The following is a 19,916-nucleotide window of genomic DNA, read 5'->3' as shown; positions in this document are numbered from 1 at the left end:
AGATATGCAACAGAATCTAATATCTTAGAAGCTGAATTTAGGCATCAAGGCTCGTTGTTGCTTTTATAAATAAAGGACTTTGTTCGTCTGGAAAAGAATTAGTAGTAGATCAGTAAACCAGAAGAGGAGGTCTGAATAGATGGCAAACGTTAAAGAAGGATTTATCCCGGTTACGGGAGGGAATGTCTGGTACCAGATCAGCGGCAATGGCCCCGGCATCCCGTTATTGGTACTTCACGGGGGACCGGGATCGAAAAGCAGTGACAGTGATCCGCTCCGGCAATTGGGGACAGACCGTCCGATAATCCATTATGATCAGCTGGGATGCGGCAAATCGGATCGCCCTGATGACGTGGCTTTATGGACGGTAGAGCGCTATGTGGAAGAGTTGGAACAAGTCATCCAGGAACTTGAACTGGAAGAGTTTCATATACTGGGTCATTCCTGGGGAACCATGCTTTTGGCTGCTTATTTGTTCAAAAAGCCAGAAGGGGTCCGAAGCGTTATTTTTTCTGGACCGGCACTAGACGCGCAAAGATGGGAACGGGACCAGCGGGATTATTTAAAGCAATTTCCAAAAGAAGTTCAGGAGACAATTGAAATATGTGAACGGAAACAAACGACCGATTCTCCAGAATATAAGCAGGCGGTAAAGGCATTTTATAAACGCCATATGTGCCGCGTTGAACCATGGCCAAAAGAGATGGAAGAAGAAATGAAAGAGTTGAACCATCAAATTTACAACTTCATGTGGGGAGCGTCTGAGTTCACAGTTACCGGAACGTTAAAAAACTTCGACGCGACTGGGCGCCTGAAGGAGATTGAAATGCCGGCTTTGTTCACATGCGGCCGGTTTGATGAAGCGACGCCTGAAGCAACGGAGCATTATGCCGGGCTGGTTCAAGATGGGGAATTCCATGTGTTTGAAAACAGTTCCCATATGCCGGGAATAGAAGAACCGGAAGCCTATGTAGAGACTGTCCGCGAGTGGCTGAACCGTCAGGAATTGCGGCCGGGAGCGTAAAGAAAAAATCACCCAGCAGAGAGATTCCTGTTGGGTGATTTTTGAATTTACAGACTCACAGACCCTTGCTGGATGCTAGATTTTTGTGAAAAACCGGCGTATAATTCGAGGTGAAAAATAGCTTATACATAGAAGTGGTTGCCGGATTTTACTGGTTGAAAGATACTCTTATTTTTTATTCGTATGATTTGCCGCAGGATCCATGGCTTCGTAGTAGCGGAATCGCCATATGCTTTATGTCCATGGAAAAAGTTCCTTGGTTGGTAATGTGCAGAACTTGCCGCATGCTTTATTTTCCCCTAAAACCGGGAGGTAATGAAAGTGGTACAGCAAATGAATAATGCTTTTTCGTTTGCGCATGGAGAAGGTGATGCCTATTGGTTCAATGGTACTTTGATGGAAGTAAAAGCAACCGGTCAAGAAACAAATGGCGTTTTCAGTTTGATTGAAGGGCTGCTTCCGCCTGGATATGAAACGCCGTTGCATGTCAAAAGCAAGGAAGAAGACATGTATTATGTCCTGGAAGGCGAATTGACATTCACAGTTGGAGACAAAATAATCCAGGGAAAAGCAGGAACGTTCATATTTGTTCCGCGCCACATCAAGCATAAATTCAAAGTGGAAGGGTCTTCCCCCGCGAAAGTGCTGTTCATGTTTACGCCTGCTGGGGTGGAACAGTTTTTCATCGAAATGGGCGTACCGGCCGATAACTATGAATTGCCATCGGGACCGGTAAATTTTGATATGGATAAATTTATGGCAACCGCTCAAAAATACGGCATTGAAGTTATAGGATAAAATAAGGCAAGGCGGTAAGTTCTGCACATTGTCTATAAAGAGAATAGCTTGTGAAATCAAGTAAATACAACCAGTTTTTACGACAGTAATGAACTAGTGCTGAAGATTCGTGAAGTTAGTTCTGATCGTAAAAAATGCATACTGGATAACTCGTTGTTGAAATGAAAAAGGACCTCGAAGGGTCCTTTTTCATTTCAACGGATGATCGTTTTGACAACTGACATTTCTTTGCCAAACCGGACACCCTCATCTACAAATCCTAAACTGGCGTATAGACTATGTGCGCCTTGATTTGCAGGATGGTAACCGACGGCAATCTTTTGCGCCTGCAAGGAACTTACCATGTGGTCAATCATTAAACTGCTTGCCGTTTTGCCGATTCCTTTGTATTGAAACTGCTTATCGATCATAATGCGATAAATCCAATAAGCATCCAGTTCTTCTGGAACGGAATTGTACATCAGAAAGCCAACCATGGTATCGCCATCATAGATAGCTAAGGGCTTTAGTGTGGGCTCGAACTTTGATTGCACAATAGAGACTGCATTGGGCTCCATGAATTGCTTTTGCTCTTCTGCTACTTTCAATTCGCAACAGGTATACCAATTTTCTGCGTCCAGTTGTTTAAGGCTGATAGTTGAGATGCTCATTATTTTCCCCTTTCGGAAAGACGGCAATCGCTTTTTTCTTTACTCAGGAATACAGATATGCATTCATTTTATAGAATACTGCCGGTATCTATTCAAACGAGAGGAAATTGCGTATGGATCTATTATAGCATGCAGACGTTTTTCAACTCTGTCGTTTATTGCCTTATTTCAATGTGCTATGCTGATGTCAATATGAACAAAAGTGAGGGACTCGAGTGGAAAAATCATTGGTCTGCATTACAGCTTACTCCAATAAATTCTGGAAAATAAAAGCGCAAGGCAATTTCTTTATCGTTTCTTATGGAAGAATCGGGACCCGTGGCTCGATCAATACAAAAGAATTTCCTTCAGAAACACTATGTCTGAAAGAAGCGAACAGATTGATCGAATCTAAGTTTAAAAAAGGCTATCGGGAAAGCGGACAACAGACATAAGAAGTTTTGGAGGGTTCAATGACAGAAGAGCAATTTTGGACCCTGTTGGAAACCGCTCATCTCAAAGGGGATGACCCGGAAGAACAGCTCGAGTGGCTCATTGGCCAAAAAGCCGGTGCATGAGATTGTCGGCTTTGATTTCCATTTTAATCAGCAATATGCTAAATCCTACACATCTGATTTATGGGCAGCAGCCTTTATCATTATGGGAGGCTGCTCTGATGATTCTTTTGATTATTTCCGTGCATGGCTGATGTTTCTTGGAAAAGAACCGTATGAGGGAGCTCTTCAAAATCCCGAAAGCATCCTTCCTTATTTGGAAAGGATGGAAGAGGATGTGCCGGAATTTGAAGATTTCCTGTACTGCGCCAGTGCGGCGTTTGAGGAAAAAACCGGAATGGATCAAGACGACTACCTCGATTAGTATTGGAAGGTGTCGGGAGACGTATACGTGCAGCCCGAAATGGAGTTTGATTGGAGTGGAGATGACGGAGAAGGTTTGTTCAAAAAATTTCCGTTGTTGTGGAATGCGTATGGAGAAACTCCTTTAGGTTAAAGGATAGAAGCGATTAAAAACCTTTTCTCGCATTCTAAACGACAAGATTTGGCGACTAAACAGCATAATCAGCTGCTTGAATTGGAAGAAAGAGGGCAAATTTCAAGAAAAAAATTTAGCTTTTTACTTATTTTAGTAAAACATTCTAGAAAGAGTGGTCTTATTGCCGGAAAGCACTCCTGTTTTAAATGATAACCCGATGGCTCAATAAAAAGCAGAGAAGATGCAGATATTAGTGCGTCTTCTTTTTTTGTTGATTTAAAAACTCCTTATGGATAAAGGATTTTCGATTCAACAAGATGAGGTGGCTTGGTTAGTGGAATGGAAAATGTGGATAAATGAACGGATGAAAAACATGATCCATTTTTATTGAAATGCCATGACAGAAAATAAAGAAAGTATATAAAAAAAGCTTTAATGTTTTCTGAATTAAAAGAATTTTCTATAATACTTTACATATTTTATGCTATAGACTAGTCTTAACGTATCGGTAAGGCAAATAAATAACAGGAAATAAGGTGATATTTAGGCAGAAAGTACAATTTTAGATTATACAAAATAATATCAAATTATCTGAATAATGATATTTTTATATTTCAACTTAAGAGTTACGAAAGCATCATAGGGGATGTAAAGGAGTAGTTAGTATGATTATAACAGAGGAACTGGCTGGAACAGCAGAAGCGGTAAGTAAAATTTTGGGTAGCGAAGTGGAGTGCCAAGATGGAACTTACCAACTGAAAACTAAACGGTCGGTTTACGTGAAAAATAGCAAAGTATTGGATGTCAGTTTGTCCTTGGATTTGGATATTTCATTCAGCTTAAGTGATGAAGGACCGGATGGCAGTAACGAAGCGCGTGTTTGTCTGATGCCGGAAGAACTCGCGGCTTTTACGCAAGCGCTAATTGCACATCCCTTATATTTCCCCATCAGCTATTCGCAGCACATGACAATGGAATGCGGAATGTATTGTATCCGCTTGACTTCACAAGAGCCTCCGGAAGTATTTGCGGAACGCCTTGTTGCTGCACTTGATGCACTGGGATAAAAAAGCATTTGCACAGATAAAAATGGATTAAAGGGGAGAAATGGTCATGGAACAGATCGAACAATTTCCTGAACAATCGGTTGGTTATTTTTTTCTGAAATCCAAAGACGTGCACGATGAAAACGGTTGTTCTTTCATTACATTCTTTGCCCGTTTGGCGAAAGAAATCAGATACGAGAAAGAAGGGAAGATACAGGAACAGGTACAGACAGTATGGGTGGATATAGATGAAGTCATGCTGGAAAAAGCATCACCGAAAGCAAAAGCATTGCCGAATGGCATGCAGCGCTATGAACTCACACCAACTGTCTTCCATAGCCTATATCAAGTATCCCAGCAATGCCCTGAAGAGTTATTTACCATCACACCTTATCACCGGGAATCCAGCAGCGAGAGATATATCCCTTGAGTTTAAACGGGGAAACCTCACAGCGGTTAGTATTTTATTTTAGCTTATCCGTAGTCGGATAATGCCCTTTTTGCCCCGTATTAAACAGCTTTGCACGCAATTATTATGTGGAACCATACCAAGGAGGATGAATAGGATGACTGTAATGATGAAGGAAGTAAAAGGAATGGGTAACCCAACTAAATCGTATTTGGAAATTTACAAGGAACATGTAAAGGGCTATAAGGAATACAAAATGCAGAAAGCCGTTCAATCTTCCAAAAAAGAATTGGCTAAAACCGCTTCAAATTAATTCAAGTTCAGCATGTGCATGCAAAAAATACAACCTGAAACCAGACCGGTTTCGGGTTGTATTTGTGTATGAAAAAAACGCCCCGAAGGACGTTTTCTATTATCTGCTTCGTATTTTGGACAGCAAGCGCAGTATTTCCAAGTACAGCCAGACCAATGTCACAAGCAAACCGAAAGCACCATACCATTCAAAATATTTCGGAACCCCTTTATCAGCTGCATTTTCGATAAAGTCAAAATCCAACACCAGGTTCAGCGCGGCGATGATGACGATGACCACGCTGATCGCAATGCCGAGCGGCGTCGCTTCGTGGAGATGAGGGATTTGAAAACCGAAAAACCCGCCGATGAACGAAATCAGGTAAACCAGGAAAATGGCACCCGTGGCAGCGGCAATGCCGAGACGGAAATTCTGTGTCACTTTGATGAGTCCCGCTTTATAAACAAGCAATAAACTGAACAGCACTCCAATTGTGATCAGGACAGCCTGGAAGACGATGCCGCCGTATTGAGCTTCGTATTGGGCAGACACTGCCCCCAGGAATAATCCTTCCAGCAAAGCGTAAACAGGTGCTGTAAAAGGAGAGATTTTAGGTATGAAGATTGTCACCAATCCAACGATCAAGCCACCGATGGCTCCAACCAGAATCAACGGCAATACACTGTTCGGGCTATTGACGAACTGATTCCAGGAATAGACGAACGTTACCAGCAACAGCAATAATAAAATGAATGTTTTATTGACCGTTCCTTGAATGGTCATTTTTCGGCCAATGTTCGTGTCGTTGAAATTATCGAACGAATCGGCTTTTAAACTCGGGTTTCCACTTCTCAACTCTCTCACCTCGCATATTTTTCGTAGCAGCATTTATTATATCCTTTTCATAAACAGAAATACACGATAAAGAGAAGCGCTAATCAATGATAATTTCTTCAACGCCTCTAACCGTTAAATGGGATAAAACCGATTAGTCAGGCTATAAAATATTCCCGATATGTGAAGAAGGTGAATCCTACTACAAAAATCAAGTACAGAATTGAGCCGATGAAAATATAGGATTTTTCCGGCACATAAGCTTTCTGTTCCATTCGAATGCCCGTTTGCCCTTGAATCGACATGTCCAACCGGCGGCTGGCCATGCCTCCTTTGGATTTGAAAAAATAAATAAGGGCAAGCGCCAGTCCTGCGAAGGGGATAGCCACATCCAGGAAAGCGACGTTAAGCGCAATAGCTGCTAGCCAATTGCCGCCAGCAATCACAAAGATGGTGAAAAAGATGATCAGCGTATTTTTCATGTGTACCTCCAATTTGTATTTTTTGAAATAAATGTTAATCTGCTGCTGGTTATTATACGGTGAAAAAGAAAGAAGGTTTCAATGATTTTCGGATTGCTTATATAGGAATAGAAAATGGAGTTCTTGTAAAGTAATTCCCAATTTAATCGGAGCAAACTTCACAATATAGGATCAGCAGAAGCGGTAAAGTATTTATTTTATTCCGATAACAGAGAATCTATCACTGGATATATGTGGTAAAGTAAGAAGGCGACAGCTGACAATGAAATGGTAAATTAAAACTGATTAAGGCTGTAAAGTTGAATGTAATTTGATGTGAATGATATTACATTCAATTTTCTCAATAGAAAATAGTAGAAGATTTAATATAGTAAGGAGAGGAACTTCACGATGATACAAAGTAAACTCGCACTCATTGGTTCATTTGTTATTTTATGTATCTGCATGTCTTTGTATTTTCCGTTTCCGAATAATGTCAGGTTAAATGCTCGTACTACGTTTATGTCGTTTCCAATTCGTGACCAAGCTGGATATATTCCACTTGGGATAATGGGGGCCATTTTGTTTATAATCGCTTTAATTTTGTTGTTCAAGGGATTAAAGAAATATCACTTCCGAACAATACTAGTTGTGTTGATCCTATATGCATTTTTGCCGAAACTTTTAATTACGGCTTACCAAGAAACAGTTGCAAGCGGGATTAGAGCAATATCATACGATAGCAATGGCAAGTGCAATTTTGAGTCGGTGGGGCAAAAGATAGCGAATGGGGAATGTGAGCTTGTATTGCATAATCGAAGTAATGAAGCTGTGTCATTTGAATTGGAATTTATCGATTCATTTTTTATTGAAGACGGTGTACGAATGGAGTCTCTAATGAATTTAGCGGGTCCGTATAGTATTACAATAGAAGCAAATCGCATAGAGCCTATTCGATTCAAGGAGTTGCTCGACTTATCAGATGTGCCGAAACATATCGAATCTGGAGAATCATCCGGGATTCATTTTAAGTTGACTGACGGTGAGAAAACACGTACTTTATAGCAGGCTATAAAAAGTTATAACCTGTTGAAATGGCCAAACTAGCGAGAAATTTATTTCAATGATTCCGTAAATAAAATTCACCCTAAAAAGCAGCAGCCCTTTATCCATGAGGGCTGCTGCTTTTCATTGCATCAATTTTCAACGAAATCAAAACAAAACGCTTCCAAACCGATTTCAGCGAGCACTTCCTGGCCGGCGGCTGTTGGATGGATGTCTTGCGGAAGGACGTATTCCGCCTGATTATTCCCAAAAGCATGATATGCATCAGCCAACTCTACATCATGGAAAGAATTCGCTATTTCAGCGAAAGCAGCATTGATCTGCGGCAAGTATTGATCGGATACCTGGTGCAGCGGATCGGCCACTTGGAACGGGTTATAAATAGTGTACAGAACAATTGGTGCATCTGTCAGCGAGCGTATTTCGTGAATGCTTGCTGCAAGATTGTCAAAAGCATCACTGTTGGCGAGCTTTTGTTGAATGAGTGTTAGAAACAACTCGGAATTTCCGCCACTTTCAGCATTGGCGGCTCTTAAAATTTCCAGAAAATCGTTGCTTCCGATGTTCAAAGTGACGTAGTCAGCGTGATGGACGGCTTTTCGAAATTTCTTATTGCTATCCAAAGCTGTAAGCAAGTCGTCCGTCTGCCATCCCGGAACTCCTAAAATGCGCACCCGCAAATCAGCGTCATCGCCGATAAGATAGGGAAAGGCGACTTCGGCAGGACGATCGTTGGTTTCCCCAAGATTGTAGCCTAAAGGAATGGAATCTCCTAGAGCGACAAGAGACTCCTTGCCGTGACCATGATGGCTATCGGCTAAAGCTGTAGGGGTCCCAAGAGCCAAAGCGATTAAAGCAGCAACAAAAATTTTTATCATTTTACTCATAAGGCACCTCCTTTCTTGTTTTTTCGTTCATTATAAACCCGGAAATCTGAATTGTCTGTATTTTTTATTAAAATTTTGTTGGAAAAGATGGAAATTTAAGCACTCACTTTGAATTGCTTTAAATAAGTCAACATAATACTTGCAACTGATGGAATAGCTTTCTTGTAATTTAATTGTGAATAAGACCTTATATTAGTACCTAATACTAATAGTTGATGTTAGAATGAGGCGAAGACATCATAAAGGGGCGATTTAAATGAGTATTTCCAAAGCAAGAATTACAGCCATCGGATCATATGTACCTGAGAAGAGGTTGACGAATCACCAGTTAGAAGAATTAGTGGAAACAAACGATGAATGGATTGTCCAACGGACTGGAATAAAGGAACGCCGAATTGCTGCTGATGATGAATTTACCAGTGATATCAGCATCAAAGCAGTTGAAAATTTAAAAGAACGTTATGGAAAATCGCTTGATGACGTCGATATGATTATTGTCTGCACCATGACTCCTGATTTTAAGACGCCGAGTGTGTCTGCTCTCGTGCAGGCAAAGCTGGGGATAAGAAATACCGGCGCCATCGACTTGAATGCAGCTTGCTCCGGATTTGCATACGGACTTCACATGGCCAACGGTTTGATCACGGCTGGACTGAACAAAAAGATTTTAGTGATTGGTGCAGAGACCTTCTCTAAGATCCTCGACTACAGCGATCGTTCGACTTGTATCTTATTTGGAGATGGCGGCGGGGCCGTGCTTGTGGAATTTGATGAAGAAAAGCCGAGCTTTATCGCTTCCCATATGGGAACAAACGGGGAACTGGCCAACAATCTCTACTGTACGGATCTTTCCACGCAGATGTTTGGCAACGAATTGGCGGTAAATGGATTCGTGAATCAAAATGGACGCGAAGTCTACAAATGGGCAGTCAACACCGTTCCTAAAGGGATGAACGCTTTGATGGAAAAATCACAATTTGAGACAGAGCAAGTGGATTGGTTCGTGCCGCATAGCGCCAATCTCCGCATCATCGAGTCCATCTGCAGCAGAAATGGACTGCCGTTGGAACGGACCATTTACAGTCTGGAGTATTACGGCAACACTTCTGCAGCGTCTATTCCATTGTCCTTGGATAAAGGCATGCAGGAAGGGAAGATCAAGCCGGACGATAAATTGCTGCTATACGGGTTTGGTGGGGGTTTGACGCATGCTGGCATGCTGGTCAACTGGTCGATTTAAGTAGAGTGGAAGCACCGCTTAATTCGCTGAAGGGTTATAAGTTTTACGTCATCTTTGAATTCGAAGATGACGTTTTTATTTTTTTCAAATAGAGCAGAGGTGTCAGGCACCCAAACAATTTTAGGCAATAAATTTTCTCAATTAATGCGAATTTTAGTTATCTCGAAGCTGAGGCATATAAATTGTATTTGCCGTTCTGGAACCGTAGAATTGGGTTTAGCACCAAAGTTCCGCTGAAGTATTCAATGGTAGATTTCAACAACTCGAGCGGATGGCCGAAACGATGCACAGTTTGAAAATCTACGGATTATGTTTGCTTATGGCTCTTTAGGGAAACAAAAGAGTAAACCGTAGGACTGATTTAATTCACTATCAATGATTGATAAATAAAGTAAAGAAGGTGCATAGATATGGGTACGAATAAAACGATTCTAAAAACAAGTGATTGGGTAAAAGGCAAATCCCGCCACGACGAGCTGATTATCGGTTTCATCGATTCCATGAATGTCCTTAAGGAAGCAGTAAACGTTACAGTGGTGGAAAGCGACAACGAAGAAATGATCGGCTTGACCATTCCGATGTCGGTGCACCAAGTAGAAATTATTCCAGAATCCGATACCAAAGATGCCGCGCAATTGGGCTTCCTGATCGATTTAGCATTGGCTACTGACGACAAAGAGTGGTTCCAGGAACTCTCTGCACAATTAAATGGCAAAAAAGAAACAGTGAATTAAGATAAACTCAATGACATCAATAGGAATAGCACCTACTCCTCAAGGGTTCAAAAACCTGCAATTGTGGATTTAGGTGTTATTTTTTATTTGTCTTTTACTAGAAAGGAAACTTCTATCAATGAAAGATATTAGCTTTGAAACTTTATTGTCTACTATTTGTCTAATCGTCTATCAGGGGGTGGATTGATGAAGAAATTATTACTATCGTTCATTTTTAGCATTCTATTTTTGGTCGGGTGTACATCAGAAAATATTAAAAAAGTGGATGTTCATGAAATGGAAAGCTTTTTAGTTACTAAAGAAGATTCATTGGTTACATACACAGATTCTGAAGCGATCCGAACAATTGTGAAAGCGTTCAAAAAAGCCAAAATAGAGCCAGGCATAGTCGATATGGCAGATCCAGAATATCAAGTCGATTTTGGAGAGAATTCCTATTATCTTTGGGTAGATGAAAGGCAAGGGACAATAATGGATCTCGACGACACACATACCATCTATAGTCTTTCGGAAAAGTCGTCAAAAGCGGTCTATAAAATAATAGAGGAAGCCCGATAAAACGATTAACGAGCTTACCTCATTATAGAAATTGTAACGGTGGGATTCGAACTTGTGCGGTTGATTAGCGTTATATTTTAGAGGTGATGGGTATGGTGAAAAAGGTATGGATTGTTTTTGGAAGTTTTGCAGTCCTCATTGCATTGGCGGCATATGGTGTCCACTGGGCATTCTTTGATATTCAACGCGTGCCCGAAGGTGAGTATCTGACGGAATCAGTATCGCCTGATGGCCGCTATACAGTGCGTGCGTATAAGACAAATGGCGGCGCTACAGTAGCCTATTCTATTAGAGGCGAATTGGTGTTTAACACTGAAGACAGCAAAACAAAGAACATATACTGGAATTACAAGGAAGACATAGCTGTGATAAATTGGATTGACGACGACACCGTGGACATTAATGGGCACCTCTTGGATGTTCCGGAAGAAAAGTTTGATTTTAGAAATGAATAATAGCATGCCTTTAGCAATTTATAAGGACTTGCAAAAGACTATCAGCTCCGATTTAAAATTGAGGACTTTTAAAATCCTTTTCATATTTCCTTTCATACTGAAAGCATTTTGTTATGCAAACAGAATGTTCCCTCGACTTATATTTGACCTGATCCGCCCGGCAATTTATAGTTGCTATATAAGGCAATAACTAGCAGATATCTTTAACACGCCTAATCAGCTATCTTAAGAAAATCAATTTATTGGAACGAAATAATATTTCTTAATACCAACTTAACAATAGCTTCACAAAACAACTCTATACTTATCGAGAGTCGTACATATCTACTGGAAATCATAATTATCATTCGAGGAGGAATTTACATGAAAAAAATATTTTTTGGATCAGCGACATTGTGCTTAGCTGCATTTTTAGCGGCATGCGGCAATGAGGAAGCTGGATCTTCAACCGAACCTGCAGAAGGCGGAGCGGGCGTCTCGGGTACTTTGGATTTCTATACCTCGCAGCCTGATGCGGATGCACAAGCATTAGTGGATGCTTTTAAAGAGCAGAATCCGGAAGTCGACATCAGCATTTTCCGTTCCGGTACTGAAGAAGTTGTATCGAAAATACAGGCAGAAAACCAGGGCGGCAATATCCAGGCAGATGTGCTGCTGGTTGCCGATTCCGTGACTTTCGAAAATTTTAAAGCAGAAGAGTTGCTGCTTGCTTATGAATCGCCTGAAGCGGAATCCATCGATGAAGCTTTTGTCGATCCGGATGGCATGTATGCTGGGACAAAAGTGATGGCGACCGGTTTGATCGTCAACACCAATGAAGTGACAGAACTTCCTGACAGCTGGAACGCGTTGACAGAACCGGCAACGAAAGGGCAGGCAGTTATGCCGAGTCCGCTATATTCAGGTGCAGCAGCCTATAACCTGGGCGTCATGACGCGACAGGACGGCCTGGGCTGGGAATATTACGAAGCGCTTCGTGCCAATGACATCACCATTATCCAAGGAAATGGAGCAGTATTGGAAAGCGTTGCCACTGGGGATCAGAATTACGGCATCATCGTAGATTATTTGGCGGCTCGCGCCAAAAATGAAGGATCTCCTGTAGAGTTGATTTACCCGTCAGAAGGCGTTCCGGTGATCACTGAGCCGGTGGGCATTATGGCAAACACGGAAAACGAAGAAGCGTCCAAAGCGTTTGTTGATTTCATCCTTTCAGAAGAAGGGCAAACTTTGGCGTCTAAACAAGGCTATACGCCTATCCGCGAAGGCATCGAAGCGCCTGAAGGCTTGAAGACATTGGATGAAATGACCATCCTGGATGCCGAAGCGGTTGAACTATTGGAAACGCGTGATGAAGACAAAGCGAAATTCGGAGAGATTTTCGGCCAGTAAACGACTGCGTGAATTTCGATGTGAGGAGTTACGGATATGACAGTGAAACAGCCAATGGTAGAAGAGAGAAAGAAGAGGGATTCCTCTTTTTCTCTCTTTTTTCAAAAAAAGAATTTGTATAAAATAATCGGCCTGTTGGCCATTTTCGTGTTTTTCCTATTGCCGGTGCTGCGGCTCGTCTGGCTGAGCTTTGTAGAAGACGGCTCAGTGACATGGCAATATTACACCGAAGTCTTAGGGGAGCCTGCAACCTGGAAAACGGTGCAGAACACGTTGATCATTGTAGCAGGCTCGACGGTTCTGGCTTTAGTGCTGGGGGTCTTGTTTTCCTGGATTGTAGCTTATGTCCAACTGAGTGGAAAAAGGGCGATGCAACTTTTTATCTTTCTGCCTTTCATCATCCCTTCCTATATTACGACTCTTGCCTGGACACAATTTTTCAGCGCATCGGGTCCAGTGAATGCAGTTCTGTCGTGGCTGCCGGGAAGTTTGGAAGCCCCAAACCTATACAGTATCGGGGGGATCATCCTGCTCCTTGGGATTTCTCATTATCCGCTGGTGTATTTGTTTACGGTCAATGTGTTCCGGAAAATTCCGCGTGAACTGGAAGAGGCAGCTGCGACTAGCGGCTTGTCGAAAAAACGGGCGTTCCGCAAAGTGGTGCTTCCGCTGGCGCTGCCCGGAATTGCCAGCGGCGGACTCATCGCCTTTTTATCGAATTTGGATAACTTCGGGATTCCGGCGTTTCTCGGGACACCCGCCAATATTCGCGTCTTGAGCACTTATATTTATGAACAAGTGGTCGGATTCGGGCCTTCGGCATTCTCGCGCGCCGCTGTGTTGTCTGTCATTCTTGGCGTTATCGCATTGCTCGGGACTGTCTTGCAGTGGTTCTTGCTGCGCCGCAGCCGCGTCAATGAGACAAACAGAAGCGATTCCACGCCGCGCATTTATTTATCGGCTGGCAAGCAAAAGCTGTTGGAAGCATCCTTATGGATTTTCCTGCTGGTGACGAGTCTGATGCCGCTGATTACAATGGGCGCATTGTCGCTGATTTCCGCTTATGGGGTTCCGTTCAATCTGGAGAATTTGTCCTTGCGAAATTATGAATATGTCTTTTTGACCGATTCCAAACCTTTATCGGCATTGACCAACAGCCTGCAGTTGGCCTTTTTCACGATGCTGATTTGTTTGGTGCTTGGTACTGCGATGGCGTATCTGCGCTTCAAGTACCCGGACTGGAGCACGAAAGCGGCAGAGCTGTTCATGACCATTCCGTTTGCGCTGCCAGGTACAGTGTTTGCCCTGTGCATGATCTTCATGTGGCTGGAGCCGGTGCCAGGTTGGAATCCGGGCATCTACGGCACGGTGTGGATTTTGTTCATCGCTTACGTTGCTCGGTTTTTTGTGCTTCAAGTTAGAGGAAGCTATACGGCATTCCTGCAGATCGATCCATCGATGGAAGAAGCTGCACGGACTTCAGGAGCTGCCGGCTGGGTAAAATGGCGACGGATTTTATTGCCATTGCTGTTTCCTGGCATTCTCAGCGGGGCGCTGCTCGTATTTTTGATGGCGCTCACGGAGTTGACGGTATCCAGTCTATTGTGGTCTTCCGGCTCCGAAACGATCGGCGTCGTAATTTTCGGATATGAACAGGCCGGTTATTCGACATACTCAACAGCCTTTTCGACCGTACTGGTGCTCGGCATACTGATGGGTGGCGCACTGTTTATGTCGGTTGGCAAATTATGGGATAGAAAGGTGCTGAAAAAATAAATGATCAAAGTGGATAATGTATCTAAAAATTATGGTTCATTCACCGCCTTGCATTCGATCGATCTTGAAATCGGAGATGGTGAATTTATTGCGGTGCTCGGGCCCTCGGGTTGCGGAAAAACGACTTTATTGAAGTTATTGGCAGGTTTTATGGGACCAACAGAAGGGACCATTTCCATGGACGACACCTTATTGGCATCGGCTAAGCGCGTCCTGCCGCCCGAAAAACGCAACATCGGCATGGTATTCCAATCATTTGCTTTGTGGCCGCATATGACGGTCGCCGAGCACATCAAATTTCCGCTGAGCTACCACCCGAATAAAATCAAAGAAGGCAAAAAAGAGTTGCAGGAGCGCATCAATGAAGTACTGAAACTGGTCGGTCTGAATGCGATGGCTGACCGTTACCCCTCAGAACTGTCAGGTGGCCAGAAGCAGCGCGTGGCACTCGCGCGGGCCATAGCGCCTTTGCCGAATCTATTGCTGATGGATGAACCGTTGAGTGCGCTTGACGTCGAGCTGCGGATGGAAATGCGCAAGGAAATTCAAAAGTTGCATAGGGAGACAAAAGCATCCATCGTCTTTGTCACACATGATCAAGGAGAAGCTTTAGCCATCGCTGACAAAATCGTTGTCATGAACCAGGGGCGGATTGAACAGATTGCGCCACCTGAAATTCTTTACACACGTCCGGAAACGGAATTTGTGGCCACTTTTGTCGGCAAATGCAACCTGGTGAAAGGTCAGTGGCAGAATGCAGGATTTGTTCCGGCCATCGATTCGAAAAATGTTTGGCCAGACCTTGGAGTGGCGGAGAGCTTTAAGGGAAATGGCATTTATCCGGTGCGCCCGGAGCAGTTCCAACTGACGGCAGCAGAACAAGATGGGGTGCAGGGGATCGTTTCTTTTGTCCAGTACCAAGGGCACGAAATCCATTATACGGTGGAAGTCGGTGAAGAAACCTGGACCATTCACGAATCGGTATTTGCATCACGTTTTCAGCCAGGAGATTTTGTCGGCATTTCGTTAAAGAATGCCCCGGTCCAGCAAAAATCTTTAATTACGCGCTGACTTATTTTGGAGCTGAAGTAACCGCTGTCTGCAGTGCGAGAAATGTAGAATTGGTAAAGTCTTTGGGAGCAGATCGAGTTATCGACTGCAACATTCAAAATTTTACTGATTCAAGTGAAACATGCGGTATCATCTTCGATACGATAGGCAAATCAAAGTTTTCGCAATGTAGAAGCACTCTTAAAGAAAAAGGCATCTATCTTTCGTCAGCTGCACGAATGTCCGATTTTGACCTAATGATTTCGACATCAGCCATGAACAATAAGAGGCTGATAGGCGGCCTAGCACCGATGAGAAAAAAAGATTTGCTCTTTCTGAAGAATTGATTGAAACTTGAAAGATTAAATCAATCATCGATTGAAGCTATCCTTTAGAAAGAATGGCAGAAGCTCATGCGTATGTAGAAAAAGGAAAGAAGAAGTGTGGTAATAACTTTTGAACGTTTTGAACCATTTTAGCCTTACTAGCTATTAATAGAAACCAAAGATCATGTATCGATTTAGAAGCTGAGGAAGCCCAATTCGTGTTTGAACACGATTGGCTTCCTCAGCTTTTTTGCACTGAACAATTAAAAGAAAAGCTATAATTAATTTTTTAAATAAAACTGAGTATTCAATCTTTTAATAAGAACAAACGTTTGGTATAATGAGACGTAGTTAAGGAATGCGATATTTTTAATCAGTAAAAAACCGGTAGTATAATTTTAGATATAAGTACACTCAACTATTACCTGCCATTTCACCTGACAGCCATCTGCCTCTATATTCCAATCAGTCTAACAAGAAATGTAAAGTATTTTCTAGACTTATCTATTGTTGGTGAAGCCTGGAGATTATGATCATTGTTGATCTACCCATCAAATCATAGAAAAGGTGAGGAGTATGTGGGAAGGCGAAAACATTCTACAGAACAATGACTTGGCTATTGAGGCGGAGGGTTTGGTAAAAGTATTCGGGAAAGAGCGTGCAGTCGATGGCGTCGACCTGGCCATTCAGAAAGGAACAGTTTATGGTTTTTTAGGTCCGAATGGAGCAGGCAAAACGACGACTATCCGAATGTTGGCAACGCTCCTTCCTGCAGATGCAGGTAAAGCCCGTATTTTTGGCCATGACTTGGTTTCAGACAGTGCGGCGATCAGGCGCCGAATCAGTCTGACGGGCCAATACGCGTCGATTGACGAGGATTTGACGGGCGTTGAAAACCTGATGCTGATCGCTCGGCTGATGGGGTTTACACGGGGGCAAGCTAGAAGCCGGGCAATGGAATTATTGGAAGCTTTCGGATTGGAACGTGCCGCAAAACGCCAGGTGAAAAAGTATTCAGGTGGTATGCGTCGTCGCATCGATATTGCAGCGAGCATCGTAGTGACGCCGGATCTGCTGTTTTTGGATGAACCGACTACAGGACTCGACCCACGCAGCCGCAATCAAGTCTGGGATATCATCCGCGCACTGGTTCGGGCTGGGACGACGGTTTTGCTGACGACGCAGTACCTAGAAGAAGCAGATCAATTGGCAGACCGGATCGGGGTTATCCACAACGGCAAAATTATTGCTGAAGGGACCAGCAATGAGCTGAAGGCATCGGTCGGAAGAGGGACATTAAATGTCCAGTTGGTTAATGCTGAAGACCAGTGGCGTGCACAGGCCATACTGGAAGAAAAGCTGGATGCTGCAGTTCATCTTGGAGCTGATTCCACGTCTTTGACGGCGCAGGCTGATGATTCTGCACGCGTCGCGGAAGCATTAGCTGAATTTGCCGAACAGCGTATCGATGTCAGTGATTTTTCTTTAGGACGCCCTAGCCTTGATGAAGTGTTTCTAACGTTGACAGGTAAGTCTGCAGATCAGCAACATGCTTCTGAGGAGGAGACCTTATGACTGTCCAACTTCAAACAAAAAATTCGATCGGCACAGATTCAAGCATAGACGAGCGTTTGCATCAAGCCATCGCTTCAGGCAAACGCCCAGAACCGCCGAATGCTTTCGCTTCGACAATGGCGTTTGCTTCGCGCGCCTTGCTGCGGATCAAGCACGTTCCTGAACAGATGTTTGACGTTACCGTTTTTCCGATTATTTTTCTGCTGATGTTTACGTATTTATTTGGTGGAGCCATTGCCGGATCGACCCGTGACTATTTGCAATTCCTTCTGCCCGGCATTTTGGTGATGACAGTTGCCCAAATTACAATGTATACGGGCATAGATTTGAATAACGATATACGAAAAGGGATCTTTGACCGGTTCCGGACCTTGCCGATTTGGCTGCCTTCTGCGTTGATCGGCGCCTTGTTGGTTGATGTCATCCGCTATTCGATGGCTTCTGTCATCATGATCCTTTTAGGGTTGATGCTCGGTTTTCGGCCGGAAGGCGGCCTGATGGGTGTGGCATTTGCCATTGGGCTGGTGCTGATTTTCTCTTTCAGTTTGTCATGGATTTGGACAACTTTCGGGTTGATTGTCCGTTCCGAAAAATCGTTAATGATGATTAGTTTTTTGGTGCTCATGCCGTTGACTTTTGTCAGTAATGTTTTTGTAGAGCCTGAAACCTTGCCGACTTGGCTACAGGGATTCGTAAACAGCAACCCGATTTCCATTTTAGCAACAGCGGTACGTGGATTCATGCATGGAACAGGAACTTGGCAGCAGGTGGCCGGTGTTCTGGTGGTGTCGGCTATCATGACAGCTATTTTTGCCCCGCTCACGATGTATCTATATCGAAATAAGAAATGACACGGAAGGAACATCTGATTATGGAATGCTTTTTCTCTGCCGGTATTGACAGAATAGTCTATACTAAAGGCTGATACGGAGATTTATAAAAGCCGATGAGGAGGAAAAGTAAATGAAAGTTGCAGTAATCGTAGGAAGCGTACGGAAAGATTCATTCAACCGGAAATTAGCGGAGTTTGTAAAAAAACGTTACAACAACAGATTTGACATGGAGATTCTGGATTTGAGTGTCCTGCCTTTGTACAGCCAAGACATTGAAAATAATGAACCGCAGGAAATTACTGATTTCAAGAAGTCGGTCAAAGAAGCGGATGCGGTTCTTTGGGTAACTCCGGAATACAACTCAACCATTCCTGGTGTCCTGGGAAATGCCATCGACTGGTTGTCGCGTGTCGATAAAGTGATGATAGGCAAGCCCTCCTGGATTATGGGCGCTTCTATGGGGAATTTAGGAACCGTTAAAGCGCAGATGCATTTACGCGATATTCTTTTTGCGCCAGGGCTGCAATCTCCAGTGTTGATCGGCAATGAAGTTTATGTGGGTGCGGTCCATAAGAAAATGGACGAAACAGGCACAATTACGGATGAAGCGACTGTGGCATTCCTGGATCAAGTGGCGGACAATTTTGAGCAATGGATGAAACGGTTTATTTAGTTTGTGGAAGGGAGCAATGGCCAGTGAAAATTGCCATCTTATCTGACGTTCACGAAGGGTTGAACCGCAAAAAAACAGGTGCTGATATTTGGGGGCTGCTGAAAGAATGGCTGGCTACACATAAGCCGGATGTATTTATTACAAGCGGCGACATCACGTCTGGCCCTGTTAAAAGTCTGGCGTTATTGAATCGGCTAAAAAACGAATTGCCGGAGATCCAGATTTTATATGTACATGGCAATCATGATTTGTATCACGAGGATGCTACCGCTGCCTATGAAACTTTGTTGAAATTTGCAGGGAATCTCGGCAATGGTCCGGTTCACTTGAACGAAGAGTGGGTCGTAATCGGAGATGGCGGATGGTATGACTATACATTCGGTGTCGAAGAGTATACCGCTGAACAGTTTTCTGCCGGGCAATTCAACGATTTCACATGGCCGGATAAAATCCATGCCCATTGGCCGGAGAATGATGTGGCAATCACAGAAAGATATTTGGCGAAGCTGGAGAATTGGCTCATGGCTAATCAGGAAAAGAACATCATTCTGGTCAGTCATTTTGTGCCGTTAGCCCATTTTGTCCAAGTTAAAAACGACCCTGCCTGGGATTTCTTCAATGCCATGATGGGAAGTAAAGGCATTGGGGAACTGGCTGAAAAATACGGCGTGAAAAAATTGATTTTCGGCCATATTCATACGAGGTATCATGAAGAATACAAAGGTATCGATTGCATCTGCAATCCCCTTGGCTACTATCCGCACGAATGGAAAAACGATTCTGCTGAGGAGGAAATCAACTCAGCGATAAATGTCATCGAAATCTGAAGAAGTCTTTGTCCATGTTTACTCCGCTCTTCTCAAAGG

The 19,916-nt window shown here is 43.4% G+C and carries 21 protein-coding genes and 1 pseudogene; 18 read left to right on the top strand and 4 right to left on the bottom strand.

Translation table 11 applies throughout. The features are described 5' to 3' along the window. The first annotated feature begins 139 nt into the window (after window positions 1–139). Together QMA04_RS11335 and QMA04_RS11330 are read left to right on the top strand one after the other, a co-directional pair. Window positions 140–1,024, top strand: coding sequence for a proline iminopeptidase-family hydrolase (locus tag QMA04_RS11335; RefSeq protein WP_290185853.1), 885 nt, complete (start codon window positions 140–142; stop codon window positions 1,022–1,024). Between the two features lie 321 nt (window positions 1,025–1,345). Continuing rightward, entirely contained in the window at window positions 1,346–1,822 is a 477-nt protein-coding gene (locus tag QMA04_RS11330) for a cupin domain-containing protein (RefSeq protein ID WP_191714417.1), read from the top strand. Between the two features lie 194 nt (window positions 1,823–2,016). On the opposite strand, the gene QMA04_RS11325 is transcribed toward QMA04_RS11330, so the two are convergent. Further along, window positions 2,017–2,472, bottom strand: coding sequence for a GNAT family N-acetyltransferase (locus QMA04_RS11325; RefSeq protein ID WP_191714418.1), 456 nt, complete (start codon window positions 2,470–2,472; stop codon window positions 2,017–2,019). Between the two features lie 215 nt (window positions 2,473–2,687). On the opposite strand from QMA04_RS11325, the pseudogene QMA04_RS18225 reads away from it, so the two are divergent. The 4 genes and pseudogenes from QMA04_RS18225 to QMA04_RS11300 all read left to right on the top strand — a co-directional run bounded on the left by QMA04_RS18225 (window position 2,688) and on the right by QMA04_RS11300 (window position 5,212). Then, a pseudogene (locus QMA04_RS18225) lies at window positions 2,688–3,462 on the top strand (DUF4240 domain-containing protein). A gap of 647 nt (window positions 3,463–4,109) precedes the next feature. Then, entirely contained in the window at window positions 4,110–4,511 is a 402-nt protein-coding gene (locus tag QMA04_RS11310) for a hypothetical protein (RefSeq protein WP_191714420.1), read from the top strand. Window positions 4,512–4,557: 46 nt separating this feature from the next. Then, entirely contained in the window at window positions 4,558–4,920 is a 363-nt protein-coding gene (locus QMA04_RS11305) for a hypothetical protein (protein ID WP_290185846.1), read from the top strand. Between the two features lie 136 nt (window positions 4,921–5,056). Continuing rightward, window positions 5,057–5,212 (top strand): hypothetical protein, encoded by a 156-nt coding sequence (locus QMA04_RS11300; RefSeq protein ID WP_290185844.1) that lies wholly within the window; start codon window positions 5,057–5,059, stop codon window positions 5,210–5,212. Window positions 5,213–5,311: 99 nt separating this feature from the next. On the opposite strand, the gene QMA04_RS11295 is transcribed toward QMA04_RS11300, so the two are convergent. Together QMA04_RS11295 and QMA04_RS11290 are read right to left on the bottom strand one after the other, a co-directional pair. Beyond that, window positions 5,312–6,046: a Bax inhibitor-1/YccA family protein gene (locus tag QMA04_RS11295; RefSeq protein WP_290185843.1), complete on the bottom strand. Its 735-nt coding sequence runs from the start codon at window positions 6,044–6,046 to the stop codon at window positions 5,312–5,314. Window positions 6,047–6,183: 137 nt separating this feature from the next. Continuing rightward, a complete protein-coding gene (locus QMA04_RS11290) occupies window positions 6,184–6,507 on the bottom strand; it encodes a hypothetical protein (RefSeq protein ID WP_290185842.1) in 324 nt (107 codons plus the stop codon). A gap of 390 nt (window positions 6,508–6,897) precedes the next feature. Between QMA04_RS11290 and QMA04_RS11285 the strand changes: the two genes are divergently transcribed. Then, on the top strand, window positions 6,898–7,551 hold the full coding sequence (locus QMA04_RS11285; protein ID WP_290185840.1) for a hypothetical protein: 654 nt from the start codon (window positions 6,898–6,900) through the stop codon (window positions 7,549–7,551). A 131-nt stretch (window positions 7,552–7,682) separates the two neighbouring features. On the opposite strand, the gene QMA04_RS11280 is transcribed toward QMA04_RS11285, so the two are convergent. Then, window positions 7,683–8,438, bottom strand: a complete 756-nt coding sequence (locus QMA04_RS11280; RefSeq protein WP_290185838.1) for an SGNH/GDSL hydrolase family protein — start codon at window positions 8,436–8,438, stop codon at window positions 7,683–7,685. A 256-nt stretch (window positions 8,439–8,694) separates the two neighbouring features. On the opposite strand from QMA04_RS11280, the gene QMA04_RS11275 reads away from it, so the two are divergent. From QMA04_RS11275 to QMA04_RS11225, 11 genes are all read left to right on the top strand, one after another. Next, window positions 8,695–9,678 (top strand): ketoacyl-ACP synthase III, encoded by a 984-nt coding sequence (locus tag QMA04_RS11275; RefSeq protein WP_290185836.1) that lies wholly within the window; start codon window positions 8,695–8,697, stop codon window positions 9,676–9,678. A 410-nt stretch (window positions 9,679–10,088) separates the two neighbouring features. After that, a complete protein-coding gene (locus QMA04_RS11270) occupies window positions 10,089–10,412 on the top strand; it encodes an IDEAL domain-containing protein (protein WP_290185834.1) in 324 nt (107 codons plus the stop codon). A 186-nt stretch (window positions 10,413–10,598) separates the two neighbouring features. Continuing rightward, a complete protein-coding gene (locus tag QMA04_RS11265; RefSeq protein ID WP_203339647.1) occupies window positions 10,599–10,970 on the top strand; it encodes a YhfM domain-containing protein in 372 nt (123 codons plus the stop codon). A gap of 92 nt (window positions 10,971–11,062) precedes the next feature. Next, on the top strand, window positions 11,063–11,425 hold the full coding sequence (locus tag QMA04_RS11260; protein ID WP_191714430.1) for a DUF5412 domain-containing protein: 363 nt from the start codon (window positions 11,063–11,065) through the stop codon (window positions 11,423–11,425). Between the two features lie 363 nt (window positions 11,426–11,788). Next, window positions 11,789–12,817, top strand: coding sequence for an ABC transporter substrate-binding protein (locus QMA04_RS11255; RefSeq protein WP_290185831.1), 1,029 nt, complete (start codon window positions 11,789–11,791; stop codon window positions 12,815–12,817). Window positions 12,818–12,853: 36 nt separating this feature from the next. Then, complete coding sequence (locus QMA04_RS11250) at window positions 12,854–14,593, top strand: ABC transporter permease (protein WP_191714432.1); 1,740 nt, start codon at window positions 12,854–12,856, stop codon at window positions 14,591–14,593. After that, window positions 14,594–15,664 (top strand): ABC transporter ATP-binding protein, encoded by a 1,071-nt coding sequence (locus QMA04_RS11245; RefSeq protein ID WP_191714433.1) that lies wholly within the window; start codon window positions 14,594–14,596, stop codon window positions 15,662–15,664. It abuts the gene before it with no gap. 881 nt (window positions 15,665–16,545) lie between these two features. Next, window positions 16,546–17,544: an ATP-binding cassette domain-containing protein gene (locus QMA04_RS11240; protein WP_290185828.1), complete on the top strand. Its 999-nt coding sequence runs from the start codon at window positions 16,546–16,548 to the stop codon at window positions 17,542–17,544. Further along, window positions 17,541–18,395, top strand: a complete 855-nt coding sequence (locus QMA04_RS11235; protein ID WP_191714435.1) for an ABC transporter permease — start codon at window positions 17,541–17,543, stop codon at window positions 18,393–18,395. Before QMA04_RS11240 ends, QMA04_RS11235 begins: the two co-directional genes overlap by 4 nt. 112 nt (window positions 18,396–18,507) lie before the next feature. Next, a complete protein-coding gene (locus QMA04_RS11230) occupies window positions 18,508–19,050 on the top strand; it encodes an NADPH-dependent FMN reductase (RefSeq protein ID WP_290185826.1) in 543 nt (180 codons plus the stop codon). A 23-nt stretch (window positions 19,051–19,073) separates the two neighbouring features. After that, entirely contained in the window at window positions 19,074–19,877 is an 804-nt protein-coding gene (locus QMA04_RS11225; protein ID WP_290185825.1) for a metallophosphoesterase, read from the top strand. Window positions 19,878–19,916: the final 39 nt, after the last annotated feature.

The sequence above is a fragment of the Planococcus sp. APC 3900 genome, assembly GCF_030407735.1.
GTDB lineage: Bacteria > Bacillota > Bacilli > Bacillales_A > Planococcaceae > Planococcus > Planococcus notacanthi.
The sequence above is the reverse complement of the archived record's forward strand: the minus strand, read 5'-3'. Positions and strand labels throughout refer to the sequence as shown.

Excerpts from the sequence above, each read along its gene's own strand:
- QMA04_RS11250 (WP_191714432.1), top strand. The coding sequence starts at position 12,854 with ATGACAGTGAAACAGCCAATGGTAGAAGAGAGAAAGAAGAGGGATTCC.
- QMA04_RS11300 (WP_290185844.1), top strand. The coding sequence starts at position 5,057 with ATGACTGTAATGATGAAGGAAGTAAAAGGAATGGGTAACCCAACTAAA.
- QMA04_RS11285 (WP_290185840.1), top strand. The coding sequence starts at position 6,898 with ATGATACAAAGTAAACTCGCACTCATTGGTTCATTTGTTATTTTATGT.
- QMA04_RS11245 (WP_191714433.1), top strand. The coding sequence starts at position 14,594 with ATGATCAAAGTGGATAATGTATCTAAAAATTATGGTTCATTCACCGCC.
- QMA04_RS11280 (WP_290185838.1), bottom strand. The coding sequence starts at position 8,438 with ATGAGTAAAATGATAAAAATTTTTGTTGCTGCTTTAATCGCTTTGGCT.
- QMA04_RS11325 (WP_191714418.1), bottom strand. The coding sequence starts at position 2,472 with ATGAGCATCTCAACTATCAGCCTTAAACAACTGGACGCAGAAAATTGG.
- QMA04_RS11335 (WP_290185853.1), top strand. The coding sequence starts at position 140 with ATGGCAAACGTTAAAGAAGGATTTATCCCGGTTACGGGAGGGAATGTC.
- QMA04_RS11235 (WP_191714435.1), top strand. The coding sequence starts at position 17,541 with ATGACTGTCCAACTTCAAACAAAAAATTCGATCGGCACAGATTCAAGC.
- QMA04_RS11240 (WP_290185828.1), top strand. The coding sequence starts at position 16,546 with ATGTGGGAAGGCGAAAACATTCTACAGAACAATGACTTGGCTATTGAG.
- QMA04_RS11310 (WP_191714420.1), top strand. The coding sequence starts at position 4,110 with ATGATTATAACAGAGGAACTGGCTGGAACAGCAGAAGCGGTAAGTAAA.
- QMA04_RS11275 (WP_290185836.1), top strand. The coding sequence starts at position 8,695 with ATGAGTATTTCCAAAGCAAGAATTACAGCCATCGGATCATATGTACCT.
- QMA04_RS11270 (WP_290185834.1), top strand. The coding sequence starts at position 10,089 with ATGGGTACGAATAAAACGATTCTAAAAACAAGTGATTGGGTAAAAGGC.
- QMA04_RS11260 (WP_191714430.1), top strand. The coding sequence starts at position 11,063 with ATGGTGAAAAAGGTATGGATTGTTTTTGGAAGTTTTGCAGTCCTCATT.
- QMA04_RS11265 (WP_203339647.1), top strand. The coding sequence starts at position 10,599 with ATGAAGAAATTATTACTATCGTTCATTTTTAGCATTCTATTTTTGGTC.
- QMA04_RS11255 (WP_290185831.1), top strand. The coding sequence starts at position 11,789 with ATGAAAAAAATATTTTTTGGATCAGCGACATTGTGCTTAGCTGCATTT.
- QMA04_RS11305 (WP_290185846.1), top strand. The coding sequence starts at position 4,558 with ATGGAACAGATCGAACAATTTCCTGAACAATCGGTTGGTTATTTTTTT.
- QMA04_RS11290 (WP_290185842.1), bottom strand. The coding sequence starts at position 6,507 with ATGAAAAATACGCTGATCATCTTTTTCACCATCTTTGTGATTGCTGGC.
- QMA04_RS11230 (WP_290185826.1), top strand. The coding sequence starts at position 18,508 with ATGAAAGTTGCAGTAATCGTAGGAAGCGTACGGAAAGATTCATTCAAC.